This window comes from Vibrio sp. M260112 (genome assembly GCF_036533775.1).
GTDB lineage: Bacteria > Pseudomonadota > Gammaproteobacteria > Enterobacterales > Vibrionaceae > Vibrio.
In genome coordinates this window covers 40328-59724 of the sequence record NZ_JATABH010000007.1, presented here as the reverse complement: position 1 = coordinate 59724, position 19397 = coordinate 40328, and the positions used below count along the sequence as shown (strand labels likewise).

General features: G+C 45.1%; 15 protein-coding genes. 8 read left to right on the top strand and 7 right to left on the bottom strand.

Annotated elements, in window-relative coordinates:
* Positions 1 to 49: 49 nt before the first annotated feature.
* The 4 genes from galE to QTN95_RS05115 form a co-directional block, all read right to left on the bottom strand.
* Positions 50 to 1066 carry a UDP-glucose 4-epimerase GalE gene (gene galE / locus QTN95_RS05130; RefSeq protein ID WP_331416589.1) on the bottom strand — a complete coding sequence of 339 codons (1017 nt, stop codon included), beginning with the start codon at positions 1064 to 1066 and terminating at the stop codon, positions 50 to 52.
* 84 nt (positions 1067 to 1150) lie between these two features.
* Complete coding sequence (locus tag QTN95_RS05125; protein WP_331416647.1) at positions 1151 to 3118, bottom strand: sensor domain-containing diguanylate cyclase; 1968 nt, start codon at positions 3116 to 3118, stop codon at positions 1151 to 1153.
* A complete protein-coding gene (locus tag QTN95_RS05120; RefSeq protein WP_331416588.1) occupies positions 3118 to 3615 on the bottom strand; it encodes a YfiR family protein in 498 nt (165 codons plus the stop codon). Before QTN95_RS05120 ends, QTN95_RS05125 begins: the two co-directional genes overlap by 1 nt.
* On the bottom strand, positions 3605 to 5638 hold the full coding sequence (locus QTN95_RS05115; RefSeq protein WP_331416587.1) for a TonB-dependent receptor plug domain-containing protein: 2034 nt from the start codon (positions 5636 to 5638) through the stop codon (positions 3605 to 3607). Before QTN95_RS05115 ends, QTN95_RS05120 begins: the two co-directional genes overlap by 11 nt.
* Before the next feature lie 172 nt (positions 5639 to 5810).
* Between QTN95_RS05115 and QTN95_RS05110 the strand changes: the two genes are divergently transcribed.
* The 3 genes from QTN95_RS05110 to QTN95_RS05100 are packed head-to-tail and all read left to right on the top strand — an operon-like array spanning position 5811 to position 8199.
* The gene (locus tag QTN95_RS05110; RefSeq protein ID WP_138971210.1) at positions 5811 to 6563 is read left to right on the top strand and encodes a 5-oxoprolinase subunit PxpA; all 753 of its coding nucleotides are present in this window, start codon (positions 5811 to 5813) and stop codon (positions 6561 to 6563) included.
* Positions 6563 to 7270 carry a 5-oxoprolinase subunit B family protein gene (locus QTN95_RS05105; protein ID WP_331416586.1) on the top strand — a complete coding sequence of 236 codons (708 nt, stop codon included), beginning with the start codon at positions 6563 to 6565 and terminating at the stop codon, positions 7268 to 7270. Before QTN95_RS05110 ends, QTN95_RS05105 begins: the two co-directional genes overlap by 1 nt.
* On the top strand, positions 7267 to 8199 hold the full coding sequence (locus tag QTN95_RS05100; protein WP_331416585.1) for a biotin-dependent carboxyltransferase family protein: 933 nt from the start codon (positions 7267 to 7269) through the stop codon (positions 8197 to 8199). The genes QTN95_RS05105 and QTN95_RS05100 overlap by 4 nt, the downstream gene beginning before the upstream one ends.
* A 22-nt stretch (positions 8200 to 8221) precedes the next feature.
* Here the strand turns inward: QTN95_RS05100 and QTN95_RS05095 are convergent, their stop codons facing one another.
* From QTN95_RS05095 to QTN95_RS05085, 3 genes are all read right to left on the bottom strand, one after another.
* Positions 8222 to 9661, bottom strand: coding sequence for an FAD-dependent oxidoreductase (locus QTN95_RS05095; RefSeq protein WP_331416646.1), 1440 nt, complete (start codon positions 9659 to 9661; stop codon positions 8222 to 8224).
* Positions 9662 to 9946: 285 nt separating this feature from the next.
* Positions 9947 to 12388, bottom strand: a complete 2442-nt coding sequence (locus QTN95_RS05090; protein WP_331416584.1) for an ABC transporter permease — start codon at positions 12386 to 12388, stop codon at positions 9947 to 9949.
* A 2-nt stretch (positions 12389 to 12390) separates the two neighbouring features.
* The gene (locus QTN95_RS05085; RefSeq protein WP_331416583.1) at positions 12391 to 13062 is read right to left on the bottom strand and encodes an ABC transporter ATP-binding protein; all 672 of its coding nucleotides are present in this window, start codon (positions 13060 to 13062) and stop codon (positions 12391 to 12393) included.
* Between QTN95_RS05085 and tesA the strand changes: the two genes are divergently transcribed.
* From tesA to QTN95_RS05060, 5 genes are all read left to right on the top strand, one after another.
* Entirely contained in the window at positions 13061 to 13660 is a 600-nt protein-coding gene (tesA, locus tag QTN95_RS05080) for a multifunctional acyl-CoA thioesterase I/protease I/lysophospholipase L1 (RefSeq protein ID WP_331416582.1), read from the top strand. The two genes, QTN95_RS05085 and tesA, sit on opposite strands and share 2 nt — an antisense overlap.
* Positions 13661 to 13736: 76 nt before the next feature.
* Positions 13737 to 14924 carry an enoyl-ACP reductase FabV gene (fabV, locus tag QTN95_RS05075; RefSeq protein WP_331416581.1) on the top strand — a complete coding sequence of 396 codons (1188 nt, stop codon included), beginning with the start codon at positions 13737 to 13739 and terminating at the stop codon, positions 14922 to 14924.
* A gap of 228 nt (positions 14925 to 15152) precedes the next feature.
* A complete protein-coding gene (locus QTN95_RS05070; protein ID WP_331416580.1) occupies positions 15153 to 17075 on the top strand; it encodes a sensor domain-containing phosphodiesterase in 1923 nt (640 codons plus the stop codon).
* 67 nt (positions 17076 to 17142) lie between these two features.
* A complete protein-coding gene (locus tag QTN95_RS05065) occupies positions 17143 to 18798 on the top strand; it encodes an ABC-ATPase domain-containing protein (protein ID WP_331416579.1) in 1656 nt (551 codons plus the stop codon).
* A 59-nt stretch (positions 18799 to 18857) separates the two neighbouring features.
* Complete coding sequence (locus QTN95_RS05060; RefSeq protein ID WP_331416578.1) at positions 18858 to 19397, top strand: GNAT family N-acetyltransferase; 540 nt, start codon at positions 18858 to 18860, stop codon at positions 19395 to 19397.

Genomic DNA, 19397 nt, shown 5'->3' with positions numbered 1-19397 from the left:
TTTGTATCAAGCGTAAAAAAAACCACCGCATTTGCGGTGGTTTTTTTTGCTATTTATTTGGGTAACCCTGTGGATTGTTCGACTGCCATCGCCATGTGTCACTCGTCATTTCTTCAAGAGTTCGCTTCGCCTGCCAACCAAGCTCTTTGCTGGCTTTACTTGGATCGGCCCAACACTCTGCAATATCACCGGGGCGACGCGCGACAATCTGGTAAGGCACATTTTTACCAGAGGCAAGTTCAAAAGCTTTTACCATTTCAATCACACTGTAGCCATTGCCTGTCCCCAAGTTATAGATATGTAGACCCGATTTTTGACCGACCTTGTCTAACGCGGCAACGTGACCATCTGATAGATCCATCACATGAATGTAATCTCGAACACCCGTACCATCTTTGGTTGGATAATCATTGCCAAATACAGACAAGAATTCTCGACGACCAACAGCGACTTGAGAGACGAACGGCATAAGGTTGTTTGGAATGCCTTGCGGATCTTCACCGAGTTCACCTGATGGATGTGAGCCAACAGGATTGAAGTAGCGCAAAAGCGTAATACTCCACTCAGGGTTTGCTTTTTGAAAATCGGATAGACACTCTTCAACCATCAATTTACTACGACCATAAGGGTTCGTCGCACTAGTCGGGAAGTCTTCAGTAATTGGCACACTCGCCGGATCGCCATACACAGTTGCAGAAGACGAAAAAACGAGTGTTTTCACATTGGCCTCGCGCATCGCGGCAACCAAGACCAGGCTGCCATTGACGTTATTGTCATAGTATTCCAGCGGCATCGCGACCGACTCACCGACCGCTTTAAGCCCAGCAAAATGAATAACCGCCTGAATGTCATTACTCTTTAGCACATCAACGAGCAGCGCCTTATCGCGGATATCGCCCTCGATAAACATCGGTCGAACGCCCGTTACATCTTGGATACGATCCAGTACAGATGCTTTGCTGTTGTACAAATTGTCAAAGATGACTGGCGTCATACCCGCTTCAATCATCTGTATACAGGTGTGGCTGCCAATGTAACCCATGCCGCCGGTAACCAAAATATTCATATCACTAACCTTCTGAATTATTAAGGCAAATATTAACCAAAAGTCGGGGTAAAATACAGGATAGGGATACACTTAGCAGAACAATCAATCCTGATTGATGACAAATCGACCTTTTCCACTCGCCTTGGCTTGGTACATTGCCATGTCCGCTGCTTTAAGCATTTCGTCCATACTCTCGTCGTAGTCCTCTACAAAGTGTACGCCAATACTAGCACCTACGTTCAAAACACGGCCTTTGTAAACAATGTCTTTATGGATCAATGCAATTAGACGCTCGGCTAATAAAGATATAGATTGCTTGGTCGTATTGTTGATTAACACCACAAATTCATCACCGGAAAGCCTTGCGACTAAGTCATTGGTTCTCACCTGTGACAAAAGGCGTTCTGATACCTGTTTAAGCACCTCATCCCCCGCGTCGTGGCCATAGGTGTCATTCACACCTTTGAACCCATCCAAATCGAGATAGAGTAACGCGAGACCAGTTCTGTTTTCTTGTTCACTTTTGAGTACTTCCGTCAGTACCCGATAAAGCTTGGCTCGATTCGCTAGACCGGTAAGGGAATCATGGTGCGCCAGATGTTCTAGCCTTTCCATCTCCTTAAGGTTCGACAAATCGGTTAAAATATAGACATAGTCAAATGCATTCTCGTCGTCATTGTTTACGATACGCGAAACCTTTACAAACATAGGAACTTGATGTCCGTAGATGTGTTTTTCCCATACCTCACCTTGCCATTGCCCATAACTTATCACCGCCTCTTTGATTGTTGGCATAAGCGAGCGGAATTGCTGCCATTCGAAGATGTCATCGGTGTTTTTTCCTAATAATGACTCTTGAGGGTAGCCAAGCAACAATGTCAATGCAGGGTTGACCATGGTAATAACGTCATTTTCATCAGTGACTATCAACGCGTCCTGACTGTGTTCAAACACGCCAGCAGCTAGTCGCTGCCTTTGTAGCGCTAGTTCAACTTCCGTAACGTCCTGAATCGCAAACAGAAGCTGACCTAACTTGGTCAGTTTGGCGCAACTGACTTGAAGTAACTGACGCTGTTCAAACACATCCGTTACCCAAAACTGTTGGTCGATAAATTCATGCTGCTGTTTGAGTGCCTGCTTAATGCTCTCCGAGTTTCGCCCACCAATAAAGTCGAGAATATTCGCACCTTTAAGAAACGCGCTCGTACAACGGAACACTTGGCAAGCGGAAGCATTAAAATGAATAATTTCACCGGTTGAATTGACCACCATGAGCGCATGTTTTACCGCCTCGACCACTTCATTGGCGAACGATTTCTCTTCTTCCAACCTATCTAATGTGTATTCAACTTGTTGGTCTCTTTGCTTCAATCTATCCAGCATGGTGTTAAAGGCACGAACCAGCGCACCAATTTCGTCATTAGCCGTCGGGTGTACATTTAGAGTATTTTGCTTTCTGTCGATAAACGAACGCATACCGATATTTAACTGGTAGACTGGTTCGACAATGTATTTCTGCACGGTCATGTACAATACAACGCCAGCTAACACCATCAAGAGCAAGAACATCAGACTATCGAACAACGCGCGATCATAGAGTTCTTGGAAGGAGGATTTCGATATAATCACCCTCAGTTTGGCAATCACTTCTTGTTCTAGCTCGACAGGAACCAGCAAGAAAATATGATCCTTACCGATCGAATACCCTTGTCGGTTGATCTCATTCCGTTGTCCTTCTGTCGGAACTGGTGCTACAGGACCCTCTCTCTCATACATAGCGAACAATTGACCGTCAGGAGTGTAGAGTTTAACCCTCGCCACTTCTTCATCCGCAGAGAAAGCATCCAACACTTCCTTCGCGGCTAAACTGTCATCAAATAGAATGGCCGCTTGTAAGTTATACGCCACACCTTTGGCCAGCACACTGACTCGGTTGATTAGATTATCTCTCTGTGTATCCACAGCATGGTAAAACGCATACCCCTGAGACAATAGGAAAACAAGTCCAGTAAACACGATGATCGGTATGATCAATTTACTTTTGAGTGACAGATCGGTGAGTGATTTCATCATAGCTCCCCCTCAACGTCTGAAACACGTAATAAATTTGAAGATATTCGATAGCTGCCAAGGTTGTCGAGGTTAACTTTAGGTTTTATTCGTCCTGCTTTAGTCGCCAGCTCCACGGTGCCGCCGTATTCAGTAAAACGCGTAACGTCACTGACAGTAACCGTGCTTTTGGGATAAGAGTTGAGCAGCGACAAACTGCTTCTTTGCGATAAATAGACAAGATTACAATTATCGCTAGTAATTCGAATAGGCTTATCTCGTACTATTTTTCCTTGGGTAATCTCGGAGAGTAGACTTCGGATTTTTTCACTGTCGGGAAGACAAATATTGATGCTATCCATCTGCTCCTCCGCTTCCCAATAAATAAAGCTCACGATGCGATAGAGGTAGACGGCCTTAATTTGATCTTCACTATACGGCGCTGCACAAGCTTGCTTACTACCCAGTAGTAGTCCAATAACAATAAGCCAGAATGAGCGAAAATGCTTAGTATTCATAACTCAGCCTCAACGCGATGAGTTCCTCACGCAAATAGAAACTGTTTATGTCTTCATAGAATCCCTGATTCTCGGCAAGGTTTTGTACCAATAGTTCAACTAACGGCGCACTAGGGTTAGCTTGCCACGCCAACCTCACATCAAGCGTGAGGTAATTGTCCAAATGGGCATTACTCACGTAATTCACCTCTTGCCCTTTGAGCAAAAGGTCAAACTGAATTTGTTGAGTGACCTGCCATAACATTTGCAAAGACGCCAAATGTTGAGAATCTATAGATAAGCTTCCTTCTGCACTTCCGTTACTCGTAGACGAAGGCTGCCAATCATGATCTAGAGTGAGATAACTATAACTACCATACAAGGACAAAGACTCGTTGATCATCCAACGAGTGGCAATTTCTACCCCATAAGAGTCGACAACATAGCTGTAAGTTAACTGGTAGATGTCAATTTGGTCATAACCCGGATAACGCCCTTGATATTCGACGCCATCGATATTGTCGTAATGGCTGTAAAACACAGACGCATCAAGCTCGACATCCTCCGTAATTAAGCGATAGCCTATATCGTAGGTAATGACAGTTTCTAGATCTCGCTCTGCCGAAGGCAGGGTCAGTTGATAGAAGTATTCAAGATGACGGAAATCACTTGAACAATCTCTTCCTGCTGGACAATACAGATGATTGGCAATGAAAATGGAGTTGGTATCCATATAAGAAGGAGCAACGATACCCCTGCCTACTCCAGCCCATACGCTGCTAATGAAATCAACATCGTAAATGGCTCTTAATTGCGGAGAAAGTTCTAAGCTATCTCCCTGTTCAAAATACTCAGCTTTAACACCCACAACCGTTTTTAGCTTGTTAGTCCATTGTCCTTCATGCTGGATATAACTATTTACAATACTGTCGGCAGCAGAGTCGATATTGTACAACCGTACATAATAATCCACTGAGTTGAGATCATAGCCTGAGAACTGATGCATTAGATCGAGAGCGATATAGCGGTAACCACCGCCATAAATAATCTGCTGACGCGGAGTCAGTTGCGTCGAGAAGTTGAACTCGGCGTCAAAAGTTGAATATTTTCCGGGGGCATCATAAGCAGAGTCGTAGTTTTGTTGAAGCCAGAAGCGATAATTACTTTCTGTATTGTCTGAGAGAGTTTGGCGAGTATCGAGTTGTGCGTAATAGGAATGGCTAGTGATGGTTTCATTGGAATAACTTGTCCCAGTGGCAAAGCCATTAGCGTAGTCAACCGTGAACATATCTTGAATGACGCTACTTTTCTCTCCTCCTAGGCGTAATATCCACTGATGAGGCCGCTCGACAACAATGCCTGCACTGTGCATGTTCCAGCGCGTATCTGGCGTGATGGGCTGGTAGACTTCAGACTTATGCTTATAGTAGGCACGAGCATATATGTCTGATGATAGCGATAAACCCTGGCGTACCGAGAGATCATAACTGCCATACTTTTGATAACTGAAGGAGACTTGCCCGCCTAACGTTTCCGTCGCTGACTTCGTCACAATGTTGATCACACCGTTTTCCGCATTCCCTCCCCAAATACTCCCAGCAGGCCCACGAAGCACTTCAATGCGGTCAATGTCATCCATCGGATAATCTACATCCGCCCAATAGACGCCACCATATATCGGACTATAAAGGCTACGTCCGTCTTGAAGAACCAACATTTTATTAAATAGGCCACTGTGAAAGCCACGTGAAGATACGATCGGCTCCGCCGCGGAATAGTGACTCACTCTAAGCCCCGGCACTAGATTAAGAGCGTCAGCCAACGATCTTGCGCCACTTCGCTTAATCCGCTCTCCATTCAGTACATAAACCGCAGCAGGAATATCAGCGAGATCTTGAGAAAACTTCGAAGCAGAATCGACAGTTACATGCAGTAGGGAAAGCTCTTCTAAACTCATTGATACCAATTCATCGAGATCGCTCTCGCTATGAGCAACCGTCGAAGCTGTGAGGAGAACCATGGAGAATAGTGATCTTTTATACATTCAGGAACCTGACAATATTAGCAAATTATATTATTCCACTTATCAATATTTAATTACACACATAACAAATTAGTTTTTTCAGTTTGTTGGCTAAAAAATGAAACCGATCACTGTTTAATTTAGTCAATTGAAACATGTTACTAGGTGATTTGATTAGGGAATTCTTTCATTGATGATAAAACGTTCAATCAGTCTCAATTGTGATATGGGTGAGAGCTTCGGTTCTTGGACAATGGGTAATGACCGATCAGTCATGCCACATATTGATATGGCGAACATCGCATGCGGATTTCATGCCTCCGACCCTAAGATCATGAGTGATACCATTCAACTTGCGATCAAATATAACGTTAAGGTCGGCGCGCATCCCAGTTACCCCGATCTGCAAGGGTTCGGCAGACGCAGTATTCCAATGCCAGCAGAAGAAATTACTGCGATGCTTATCTACCAAATTGGAGCGATTAAAGGGTTATGTGAGAGCCACAACTGCGAGCTCAGTTACATAAAGCCCCACGGGGCACTATATAACGACATGCAAAAAGATATGGTTATCTTTGAGGCCGTGGTTGATGCTGTCTCTAGCTTTAACTTACCTTTAATGACTCTCGCTATCACAGATAATCAACGACTCCTCGACATCGCCGATCGATATGATGTGCCTCTGTTATTTGAAGCTTTTTCTGATCGACGCTATCAAGCCAATGGACAACTTGCGCCCCGCAGTATGCCGAACGCCGTTATTAGCAGCGAAGACGATATTCTCAATCAAGTTCAACAAATTGTTCAGTATGGGAAAGTTCGCACGATAGACGGATTCTCTATTGCTCTCGATGCAGACACGATTTGCGTGCATGGTGATAACGAACAGGGAATCAAGATCATCGAGAAAATCAGATCGTTAATCCAACAAGAGAGGTCGGGCTAATGAACATTGACACGTCCATTGATCCCGTTGCGGAATGTTCAATTTTAATCCGTTTTCATAGTGATCCTAACGACCACCTTTCTTGGGTCATTGGAGAAATCAGTCATTATCTCAGCAACCAGCTTGGGGTCTGGGTGATGAATGTCACTCCCTCCTTTGATTCAATCCTTATTGACTACCTTCCTCACCGCATTTCAATTTTTGAGTTCGTCCCCTATTTGGAAAAACTCGTGACCGAAGCGTTACATCACATGCCGGAGTACCATCAGCCAGATATCTTAGAGCTGCCTATCTATTATGATGTTTCAGTGGGTCCAGACCTTGAACTCTATACTGAAAAAGGAATAGCCATTGACGACGTGATTTCACGCCACTGCGATGCTGAGTACACGGTAGGTGCGATTGGATTTTCAGCAGGATTTGCCTTTCTTAGCCAAGTTGACCCCGCTATTCAACTGCCACGAAAACGCACTCCTCGGGTATCTTTACCAAAGGGCAGCGTCGGTATCGCGAACCACCAAACCGCGATTTATCCAAGCGATAGTCCTGGAGGGTGGAACATCATAGGCAATTGTCCTATCGACCTTTACCATCCCAATAGTCACCCTATCCTGCCTTTTACTATCGGTACACGTGTACGTTTAAAACGCATTGAATTAGATGAATTTATTAGTCTAGGCGGGCAAATAACTGAGGGATGGCAATGATAAACGAGTGCTACGTTGAAGTCATTAAACCGGGTCAACAGACTTTGATCCAAGACTTTGGTCGATTTGGCCTTGCGCATTTTGGTATAACACAAGGTGGGCCTGTTGATGACTACGCCTATAGCTGGGCGAACCATTTGCTGGGCAACACGGTCAACATGCCCACACTTGAAATAACCTTAGGTCAGGCAGAGTTTCTTATTCATTCAAGCTGTGAAATGGCCATCGCTGGTGGTGATCTTGCCGCACGGCTGGATGAGCAACCACTTGAAAACTGGTCAACGTTTAAAGCGAGCAAAGGTCAACGTCTTACATTTGGACTACCTAAAAATGGCTTACGCAGTTACCTAGCGATTAAAGGCGGATTCATCGTTCCACCTCAGTTAGGCAGTGCCGCGACCGTAACGCGAGATCAGTTGGGTGGGTTAGCATCAGGCTGTCCACTATCACTTGGAGATGTACTCAAATTTGCGCCGCATGTCCCCCATCGTCGACCAGTACAAATGACGTTCCGCTATAAACCGGATTACAACCTGCCTATCGAACTACGTCTAATAGAAGGTTATCAGGTAGGTGATTTTTCACGTGACGCTATTAATGGGTTGTACAATCTTGAATTTGATGTCAGCCAATTGATCAATCGCATGGGTTATCGACTCTCTGGTAATAAGATTGCAGCGCCGGAAAAAGAATATTTAAGCGAAGGAATTGCACTAGGTTCAGTTCAGATCCCGCCAAGTGGTGAACCCATAGTGCTTCTAAATGATAGGCAGACTATCGGCGGCTATCCAAAAATCGGTTGTGTGGCAAGGATTGACCTGCCTCGCCTTGCGCAAGCGAAACCTGGGCAAAAAGTCCGCTTTGTACGGGGTGATTTACTGGGTTTGCAGGATGTATGGTGTCAATGGGCACGATTCTTCGGCTATTAGGGCCACGCGGCCCTAATAACCGCTATTGACCATAATATTGAGCGAGTTGCTGTGGATATGTTCTCGCTTGCGCCAGTTCTTTCGCTCTGCTCTCAATCTCTGCCTCACTAAGAGCAAGCGTGATCGGATGAAGCTGCTCAATCGTCAGGTCTTGGTAGTGAAACAGTTGCCACTGCTGGACGAGTTTTACCGCCGCTTCGTAGGCTGATGAACCTTTCACCACCTCCACCCGCGCGTAGTGCTTGCCTTCAAACGTCACATCAGCCGCACGCAATGTGTCATCCTTGCCGGGTATTTGCTGTGCACCAAACAATGGTGTACCGAACTCATGAGCCACGGAGTAATCAGGGATAAATCGCGCCATATGTTCTATTGCACGTCGACTTCGTTGAATAATAACGTCCTCATCCCAGCCTTTCTGGATTTTAGTTTTCAACCGCAGTGGTAAGCTTGGCTGTGATGAATCAGCGCTAGAAGCAACTAAACCATCTTCAAATAATGTGATGTCTTTGGTCATGCCATGCAATTGAAAAATACCATCAGGATAAGGTGTCAACTGTGCCATTCCGTTTGGTGTGCCACGTGGTCCGTGGAAAATTACTTCAGGCCAAAGTTCTTCGCATTGTGGCCAATGTGTCACATAGGCCGCTTTAAACTCGACCAGACGTTCACGTGGTTTCTGCGCTAAGTCATCGATTGATCCTGTCTCATAACCACAAGCGTTGACCAAGTAATCTACCTGAAGAAACTCAATGTTTCCCTCTCTGTCGATACACTCCACTGTCCAACCTTGGTCTGACTCTTCAACACCTATCACTTGAGTTTGTGCCTTAAGTTGGCAGTTAGGCATTTTTTCTAGAGCCAACGTCGCTGATGCTGCAATTCGAAAAACACTCCACCCATATTCTTGAACAGCAACAACCGGAAATTTTAACACCTCCAAATCCACATGCTTGGCAAAAGGAATCAGCCATTCATCAATGGTAGTAGGATTTTGGGGTTGCTCTAAGCATGCTAGGGCTTCAATTTCATCACGACTATAAAACTTGTAGTAGTCTGCGGGTTCACCAAGCACCTTGTTGGCTATGTCTTGCTTTACAAGTTCAGCATAGCAGTCTTGAATCGTAATAAGGCGCTCGTACAGCTCTTCAGGCGAGCCTCCATCACTGTATGGCACCGCGATGACCGTTGGACGTTTATTGACGGTTTGCGGATACAAGCGAACGGTGTCGATAGATTGTTTTAGTAGCTCGATACATTGTTCAGTCGAGATCTCTCTGTACAAATTTCCACCAGCATGGAGGTGGCATATCGGCGGACCACTGACCAGCCCAGATCCTTTCTCGATTAGGTGTACGTTTAGGCCCAACTCCGCCATGTGGACAGCGGCCGTTGCTCCTGCGATACCGCCGCCAATAATGGCGACGCTAGGAGTGCGAATTTGTTGCGATTCAGATTGCATTAATGTGGCTAATTCGTTCATTCTCAGGATATTTTACTGCCATTAACGAGTGAATAAAATCACAATTTTTGCATGGTGAATTAGTGACATTTTGACGAAAAAAAATGAAAAAAGTGCTTGACTCAAAAATGGTGAAACCAGAAATAATTGCTTCTGTGAATAACAAATCGTTGACGGGCTTTTGCTATAGAGGCTTGTGGCAAATTGTAACTTATCTACAGGCCAAGTTATCCCAAACTTTATCCACCGTTTTTGTGGATAACTGAACAACTTGGCCGAATAGATTTAGCTAACTGCCTTATTTATAGGGGTTAGTAGGCCTTTTATTAGGCTGTTAACCACCAGCGCCAATGTGAAAAAAGTACCTAACGGCAGTGTAATCCACAGCACGAGATGTAGGTTGGGCTTAAGATCAAATCCGTACACCATCAGAGCCCCAACGACAGCTTCTGATCCGATTGATGCGATTAAGGCCGCAATCAAAGACATCAATCCATATTCAGCCCAAATGGTTTGTTCTACACGCTTTTTACTCGCTCCTAGCGTCCGGTAAAGTTGAATTTCATCCTGTCGCTGCCCTAAGCTCAAACGCAACAAGGTGAAAATCAACAATAATCCAGACAATACACCGATTGCTGCCAGTAATGTTATCGACCAAACAATCTGTTCAAGCAGTTGCTGAATCTTAGCGCCCATCACTCGTATATCCATCAGACTGACTGTGGGGTATTGACGAGATAAACCATTGAGCAATTCGTTGTGACTATCTTCAACCCGAAAACTCACTAAGTAAGTAGCCGGTATGTTGGCTAGTACGTCTTTGGTAAAGATAAAGTAAAAGTTAGGCTTCATATCCCGCCACTCAACAGAACGAATCGAGTTAACTGTTGCCGTCACGGTTTGGCTATTAATGACAAAACCTAACTCATCGCCAATAGATAAATTGAGTTCATCGGCCACATCCTGTTCGACGGACACACCATTGGTTTCACTCCATTGACCTGTGATCAATTGATTGTGAGCCGGAATGCCATCAGCAAACGTAAAGTTTATCTCTCTTCTCAACGCATCACTCGACTCAGGACCATTGGCCAGCGACTTAGCGTCAACCCCGTTAATATCAAGTAAGCGACCGCGAATGATTGGATAGTCCTGAGAACGCTCAATAGCGTTATCATCCAGAACTTTCAAGTAACCCTCTTTTTCGTAAGGTGCAATGTTAAGGGCGAACGCGTTGGGGGCATCTTTGGGTATGGTTCTACTCCAATCGGATAGCAGATCGGTTCGTACTAGCCACATCGTTGACAGCAACATCAAAGAGAGAGCTAAAGCACCGAACTGAATTCCTGTCGCTGACATAGAACGATTTATTCTGCTCAACGCTAACTTGAGCGGAGGAGACAAAGGCATCTTAGCGAGTGATTTTGTAATCACTACACTCAGTAGCCCTAACACAATGAACAATACGCCCATTCCGGCTAACACTATCCACACCAATAAATTATCGTAATACGCGACTAACATGGGGATTAGCGGGAACAAAAGTAACAGATATCTTTGCTTGCTTTGCAGAGAATGTTGCTCAGCTTGCATCACATTTACCGCACTGACGTTAATCAAATTGAGCAGCGGAATTCCTAACGCAGGAATGGCAATCAGAATACTGGTGGTTATTGCTATTATTGCCGGTTTGATACCATAGCTAGGCAGTGGATTAGGTAATAAATCGACCAATGGTATTCTTAGCAAAAACTCAAGCAGTATGCCTAAAGACGTGCCCAGTACAATAGCAGAAATAAGAAGAATGGATACCTGAGTCAGCAACCAGCGAGTTAACCAACGCTTGCTCGCCCCTAAACTCTTGAGCATCGCAATGGTTCTTTTCCTCGTTGCTACGTAGTGCTGGCAAGTTAACACCAATGTCGTCGCTGCCATGATGATCACGATCGCCACCGTTAGGGAAAGGTATTGTTCCGTTCTCTGAAATACTTCATTGGTTCGGCTAGCACTATTTTGGTCACGCCAACGGTCACTAGGTGTCAATGTGACGTTCGCTTTGAGCTGTTCAATCTCCGACTGGTTCGCGTCAATGAACAGGCTGTAGCGAACTCTGCTACCGATTTGCACCGCACCTGTTTTACTTAGATCATCACTATGAATAAACGCAGATGGCATTTGTTGAAACGGGTTAAAACTCAGTCCGGGTTCCTCGACTATTCGCCCACTGACGGTAAAATCCGCGTCGCCAACTGTGACGGCGTCACCAATTTCAACTTGTAGCTGTGCAAATAGCCGTTCGTCTAGCCAAAGCTGCCCAGGTTCCACTTTTGAATATTCAAGCTTGTCATCACTCAGTCGCATCTCCCCTTGCAGCGGGTAGCGACTATCAACAGACTTAACGGTGATAAGTTTCATCGCATTGTCGCTAAATGCCATGGTTGCAAAACGTGTCTGTTGTGAAGCAGTGAGACCACTTTGTTCTACGAGCTTTGTGAGCGTGGCAGGCAAAGGGTTTGACGAGGTAAATACTGTGTCTGCGGTCAATGCTTGCTTACCCTGCTTGACCACCACTTGTTCCATTCTCTCTGCAAGCGCGGTGAGGGCAAATATACACGCGATGATCATCACCAATGCAATCGAGACTGGCCATAATTGGCCTTGTCTGATCTCGCTAATGCTCCAGCGTATCATCTGACTGTTAAATGCTCCGTGATTTGATTTCCCCATCACTAAGCCTCCAGCTTGCCTGCTTTCATGGTCAACACCCTATCGCAACGTTTCGCGAGTTTCTGATCATGCGTCACCAAAACCAGTGTCGTACCATGCTTTTTATTCAGTTCAAACAGTAGCTCAATGATCGTGCTCGCCGTTTGTTCATCTAAATTACCCGTTGGCTCGTCGGCAAACAGTACTTTAGGCTGAATCATAAAAGCACGTGCCAAAGCTACACGCTGCTGCTCCCCACCGGATAACTGCGTTGGAGAGTGATGGATACGATTTCCAAGCCCTACAGATTCAAGTAACGTCGTCGCCCTTTGCTTATCTTCGCTTTCACCTTTCAGCAAACAAGGGAGAGTGACGTTGTCTAACGCGCTAAGGCTCGGGATGAGTAAAAAACTTTGAAACACAAAGCCAACCGATTCACTGCGAATAGCCGCTCTCGCTTCATCATCAAGCGTGTGTAACGATTGTCCTAGAAGGTTCACTTCACCACTGGTGGGGATGTCCAAACCTGCCAGCAATGTCATCAGTGTCGATTTTCCAGCACCAGATGTCCCTACAATAGCGACACTTTCTCCTTCCTTGATGTCGAGATTGACGTCTTCAAGGATTGTTAATTGCTCTTGTTTAGTAGAGACTATCTTAGACAATGAGTGTGCTTTAATTACGGATGTTTGCATGTTTCGACTACTTTCCTTTGTACTTTTACTGACTTTTATTAATCCTGCGTATAGCAAAACCCTGATGATTCTCGGTGATAGCCTTAGCGCTGGCTACCAAATGCCGATCGAGCAAGCATGGCCATCTCTTCTTACGCAAGATCTCGCCAATAAGGATCAACATGTTACCGTAATCAATGCTAGCATTTCTGGCGACACAACGGGCAATGGTTTAGCACGTCTTCCTAAACTGTTAGAGCAGCACAAACCTGACTACGTCCTAATAGAACTTGGAGCCAATGATGGACTGCGTGGCTTTCCACCGGGTCTGATTGGAAACAACTTATCACAAATGGTGGCATTAATTAGGCAAACAAATGCCAAACCACTTATTATGCAGATCCATGTACTGCCAAACTATGGCAAGCGTTACACTGAAGCCTTTTCAGCCGTTTATCCTTCATTAGCCGCAAAGCTCGATGTCCCCTTACTGCCCTTTTTCCTTGAAGGTGTGATTATCAAACCTGAGTGGATGATGGACGATGGCCTTCACCCTAAGCCGGAGGCACAAGCTTGGATTTCAAGTTTTGTTGCCAATCAGTTAATTAATCACTTCTAGTTGCCCTAGCTCAATGAAGTTTACATAGCTTTACGTTAATTTTCTCCGAATACCCTCAGTAGGTGAAGGACAAAAAATGATTATAAAACCTGTAATAGATGGCGTTGTTGCACGCAGCGCACATCCATTAGGCTGTGAGCAAGCCGTGCTTAACCAAATTGAATATGTAAAGTCTTCTCAACTCATAACCAACGGGCCCCAACGCGTCTTAATCATCGGTGGTTCATCTGGCTTTGGCCTAGCCTCCCGAATTGCTCTGACATTCGGTGCTCAGGCTGACACCATTAGCGTATCGTTTGAAAAAGCACCTTCTGAACAAGGGACAGGGTCTGCGGGTTTCTACAACAATTACTATTTTAAACGCCACGCCAAACGCGCGGGACGAATCGCTGTAAATATCCATGGCGATGCTTTTTCTAAACAGATAAAAGATGACGTCATTGAAGCGATCGAAACCTATTTTGAAGGTGAAGTTGACCTGATTATTTACAGTGTTGCGTCAGGCGTGAGACCAAAAGAACAACCAGGACAGTTCTGGCGCTCTGCTATTAAACCTATTGGTCAACCTGTGTCAGGGACTACGCTACTGCTTGAAAATGATAAGTGGTACAACTCAAAGTTAGAAGCTGCGAGCGAAGAAGAGGCAGAAGCGACACGCAAGGTCATGGGTGGCGAAGACTGGGAAGCATGGATCGATGCTCTGATCAATTCAGAGTCGCTTGCTCATGGTTGTAAAACGATCGCCTTTTCTTATATTGGCCCAGAACTGACTCACCCAATCTACCTTGATGGCACATTAGGCCGAGCGAAAATAGACCTGCATCAAACCAGCCATGCCTTGAATCTGAAAATGGCGAACTTCGAAGGCGGCGCATACGCAACCGTCTGTAAAGCGTTGGTGACCAAAGCGAGTGTCTTTATACCAGGTCTAAGCCCATACATTATCGCTCTGTATAAAGTGATGAAAGAGAAAGGCACCCATGAGGGATGTATCGAACAAATGCTACGTCTGTTTAGTTGCAAACTTTACGGCTCTGAGCCTGTCCCTGTTGATGGTGAAAGGCTGATTAGAATGGATGACTGGGAACTTGATGCGGATACACAATCACAAGTTAAGCAGTTAATCAGTGAAATGGATTGCGGCAACTTCATGCAGTTAGGTGATTACTCTGGCTTCAAGCATGAGTTCCTCAATTTAAACGGATTCGATTTGCAAGGTGTAGATTATTCAACCGACATCAATATTGATAAGTTTATAAAATGAAGTTATTGTTTTAAAACCACGTCTCATTAATAAGACAAAGTGTATTGATTGCCCCAAAGCTGAGCCTTGGGGCTTTTTTTTGTCTATTTCATCATGCATCCTTGAACTCCTGTGCCATCCACCGTTTAATTATTAAACATTTCTTTACCCGTATGTGCATCGTAACGACTATCCTTAAAACAGAGAGCAAGGACTGCCCTTATAAAAAATTAACGACAGGGAGTTTGTATGTCTAAGTTAAATACAGACAACATGGTAATTCCTGATGAAATGAGCTCGGGATGGCAAGTTATCGTTAACCTTTTAGCTGAGATTATTTCCGTACCAGCCGCTTTAATCATGCGCGTGCACAAAGAGCATATTGAAGTGTTTAGCGTGAACAATAACAATGCCCATCCCTATCACATTGGGGACAAAGAGGGTTTAGGCCAAGGTCTTTACTGTGAAACGGTGATCAACGAAAGTCGGCTGCTTTTGGTGCCTAACGCGTCCAAGGATAGCCAGTGGCAAAACAATCCTGACATGAAATTCGGCATGCTAGCGTATTGCGGCTTACCCTTACGTTGGCCTAACGGTAAAATGTTCGGAACCATCTGCGCGCTCGATAATATTGAAAACCCGTTTAATCAAACCTATCAACAATTGTTGATGTCATTTCGTGACTCCATTGAGGCACAACTAAAAACCGTTTTTCAAAACTACCACCTTCAACAACTCAACAGCGAGTTGGAATCGCGCGTTCAAACTCGAACACAAGATCTGGTCAAACTCAACTTTTCTCTAAACCAAGAGATCGACAAGCGCCGCGCCGCCGAGCGTCAAGTACGCTATCAGCAGTTGCATGATTTGGGGACTGGTTTTTTGAATCGTTCAGCACTCGAGTCAGAGGCAAGTCGTTTGATCCAAAATGTCTCGGATAATCAATTCCGAAAAGTCGGTGTACTGCACGTCGGCTTTACCAACGGACGACGTATTCAATCTAAGTATGGCTACTCAACTTGGGAACACATCCTTATTGAATTTCGTCAGCGACTCCATCAACACTCAGCATTGAATGTGATAACCGCACGTCCAAGCTCCACTGACTTGGTGTTTATTTTTGAAACCAACAGCTACGACAGCGATATTTATCTGCTATGTCAGGAGTTGGTCGATGTCAGCCAATCAAAGTTTACTGTCGAAGGGGAAAGCCTACACCTACATAGCTATATTGGTGTCGCCAGTTCAGACGAAAGCCAGTGTGCTAAAAGTCTACTTAAATGCGCCTCTGAAGCGATGCAATCTTGTAAAGATTCCGGTCATAAATTCAGCTTTTACTCTCAGGACATCTCCGATACACAGAAAAACATCAGCCAACTTGAAAGTTACCTGCTTCAGGCTGTTCGTAACGATGACCTGCTTCTCTATTTCCAGCCTAAAGTGTCACCGGAAACCCATCGTTGGGTAGGAGCAGAAGCACTTCTTCGTTGGCGACACCCTATTCTCGGTGATATTTCCAATGAAACACTAATCCACTTAGCGGAACAAAACGGCCTCATCTTTGAAGTGGGAAGCTTTGTGCTTCGTTCTGCGATTCAAAAAGCCGCAGAATGGTCTGCCAAGGTGGATGACTTTCGCGTCAGTGTCAATGTTTCTGCAGTGCAGTTGCAAAGTCCACAATTTGTCAATCAGATTGAAGATCTGCTCACTGCCTACGAACTACCTGCACGCTACTTAGAGCTTGAGATTACTGAAAGTGGTCTGATTGCGGATGAAGTCGTTGCACGTAACACGCTGCAGTCGCTAAACAAGCTGGGAGTGACGCTGTCACTAGATGATTTTGGTACGGGCTACGCATCATTCAATTACCTGAAAAAATTTCCGTTTGACGCCATTAAAATCGATAAGAGCTTTGTCCATCAACTTGATGAAAGTGAACAAGACAAAGAGATCATGCGCTCGATTATCAGTATTGCACAGAAGCTGAGCTTACAAGTTACCGTTGAGGGGATAGAAAACGAACAGCACGAGGCGTTTATCATCACCGAAGGATGTGATATCGGTCAGGGCTACCTTTATGGTAAACCAATGCCCTATGATGAATTCGAAAACAATCTTTACAATCAGATATCTTCGTCGATGAAATATAGTTACTCATCACAACCACACTAGTCCTTTACTCTTAGGCGAGCGATTCCTATAATCCTCGCCTTTCGTGTTCCTAACCGACGATATCAAGATGGATCAGTTAACTGCAAAGCTAAAGAAAATTGAAAAACAGAACTACCGTGCGTACCAGCAAATCAAAGGCGATTACGACTTCGGTGACTACACATTCCATATTGAATACGTACAGGGTGACCCATACGCTTCAGCATCACGTGTGCGTGCCGTTCGCCCTTGGTCATTAACAGGACTCGCTTGGCTACTGAAGAAATCTGCACACTACCAGATTGCAGCGCGCGATTTTATTGCGCGTAGTTTCGCACAACTTGCCAAACAAGACTCTTTACTCAGTATCAGTTTAACAGGACAAGCGGTACTCGACAGCACGGCAGTTCTATTCACCGATGAAGGCATAGAATTGCGTTTTCGCGTCAATCTGCCAGCAGAGGGACGCTCAGTGTTAGGCAAAAAAGCGGATAACCTTTTGACTTTTCATTTGCCTAAGTACATACGTCGAGCCACTCTTGAGCGTGAACTAGACTTAGAAGCCTTGAAACATCATTGTGAGGTCATTGAAGACCAATATGCTTTGCGTAGCCAACTTGATAAATTAGGGCTTATCGCGTTTGTTGGGAACGGTTCGATACTGCCTCGAGTTGCTGGCAACTGCGACTTACCAATGAAAGATGCCATCCCATTTGTTGCTCCGCAATCACTTGAGGTGACAATAGAGACCCCAAACCAAGGCGCGATCACAGGCCTAGGTATCAAGAAAGGCATTACTCTGATCGTCGGTGGTGGATTCCACGGTAAGTCGACGCTGCTAACAGCAATTGAGCGCTCTATCTACAACCACATTCCTGGCGACGGTCGTGAAACCATAGTCACTAACGACGGAGCGATGAAGATCCGAGCTGAAGATGGTCGTTGTGTCCACAATCTCAATCTGTCTAACTACATTAACCATCTGCCAATGGGCAAAGATACTCGAGATTTCTCGACTCAAGATGCCTCTGGTTCAACGTCTCAAGCCGCATGGCTTCAAGAGTCTATTGAAGCGGGCGCATGTGGTTTACTCATCGATGAAGACACCTCAGCGACCAACTTTATGATTCGTGATGAACGAATGCAGGCGTTGGTAAGTAAAGGCGATGAACCTATTACTCCGCTCGTTGATCGCATCGGTCAGCTAAGGGATCAAATGGATGTATCGACGATTATCGTTATGGGTGGTTCAGGTGATTATCTAGACGTAGCCGATACCGTTATTCAGATGCATAACTATCAGCCTGTCGATGTGACCGCGAAAGCTAAACAAGTTGTGCTTCAGCATCCAACCGAGCGTCACAATGAAAGCGAAGCGGAGTTAGAAACCTTTCGTCCACGAGCACTGAACTGTTCAGCTCTACAAAAAATCTTAGTCGATGGAAAATTTCGAGTCGCAGCCAAAGGCATCGATTCACTGCGCTTTGGCAAAGAGTTCACCGATCTGACTGCGCTCGAACAACTAGAGTCTAGCGCTGAAGTCAATGCCATTGGCTGGCTATGGTTCCAACTTGCTCAGCGCCCTGGCTGGGTAAATAATCCTGCGAAAGAAATCAAAGAAATGCTGTATGGTGATTGGTCTGCGCTCATGCCAAACCAAGGCGATCTAGCGAAACCACGCCCGTTAGATGTGATGGCAGCACTAAATAGAATGCGTAGCTCTCAATTTAAACCATCGAAATGATGTTTTAACCGTAACTGATGTATAAAGCGCCTTAACTGGCGCTTTTTAGATCATGAATCATGAGTTTTATACTGGAAACCGAACATCTTATTTTACGAGATTTTACTCAAGAGGACATTCAGCACTACGTTAAACAGTGCCAAGATCCCAAGTATCAACGTTTTTACAATGAACAAGATTGCTCACAAACCAAGAGTGAGCAACTGGTTAAGATGTTCATTACACAAGCTGAACAACAACCGCGCCAACAGTTCCATTTGGCGATTACCGATAAGATGACCGGTAGCTACTTAGGCATTGCCGCTCTGCGCGTCGAAAACGAACAACAAGCGTCCATCGGCTGTGGTTTGGTGCGTGGAACACAAGGAAAAGGAGCCAGTGAAGAAGCAATGAGAGCCCTATTGCAATACGGCTTTGACCAATTGTCTATTCATCGAGCCTATGCGGAAACCATCTCTGAAAACCGAGCAGCAATCAGACTATGCTCACGACTTGGAATGCGGGTTGAAGCGACTCTGGTTGAAAATCGCTATTTTAAACAACGCTGGTGGAACACGACGATCCTTACAATACTCAAAAAAGAATTTAACCGCTTATGA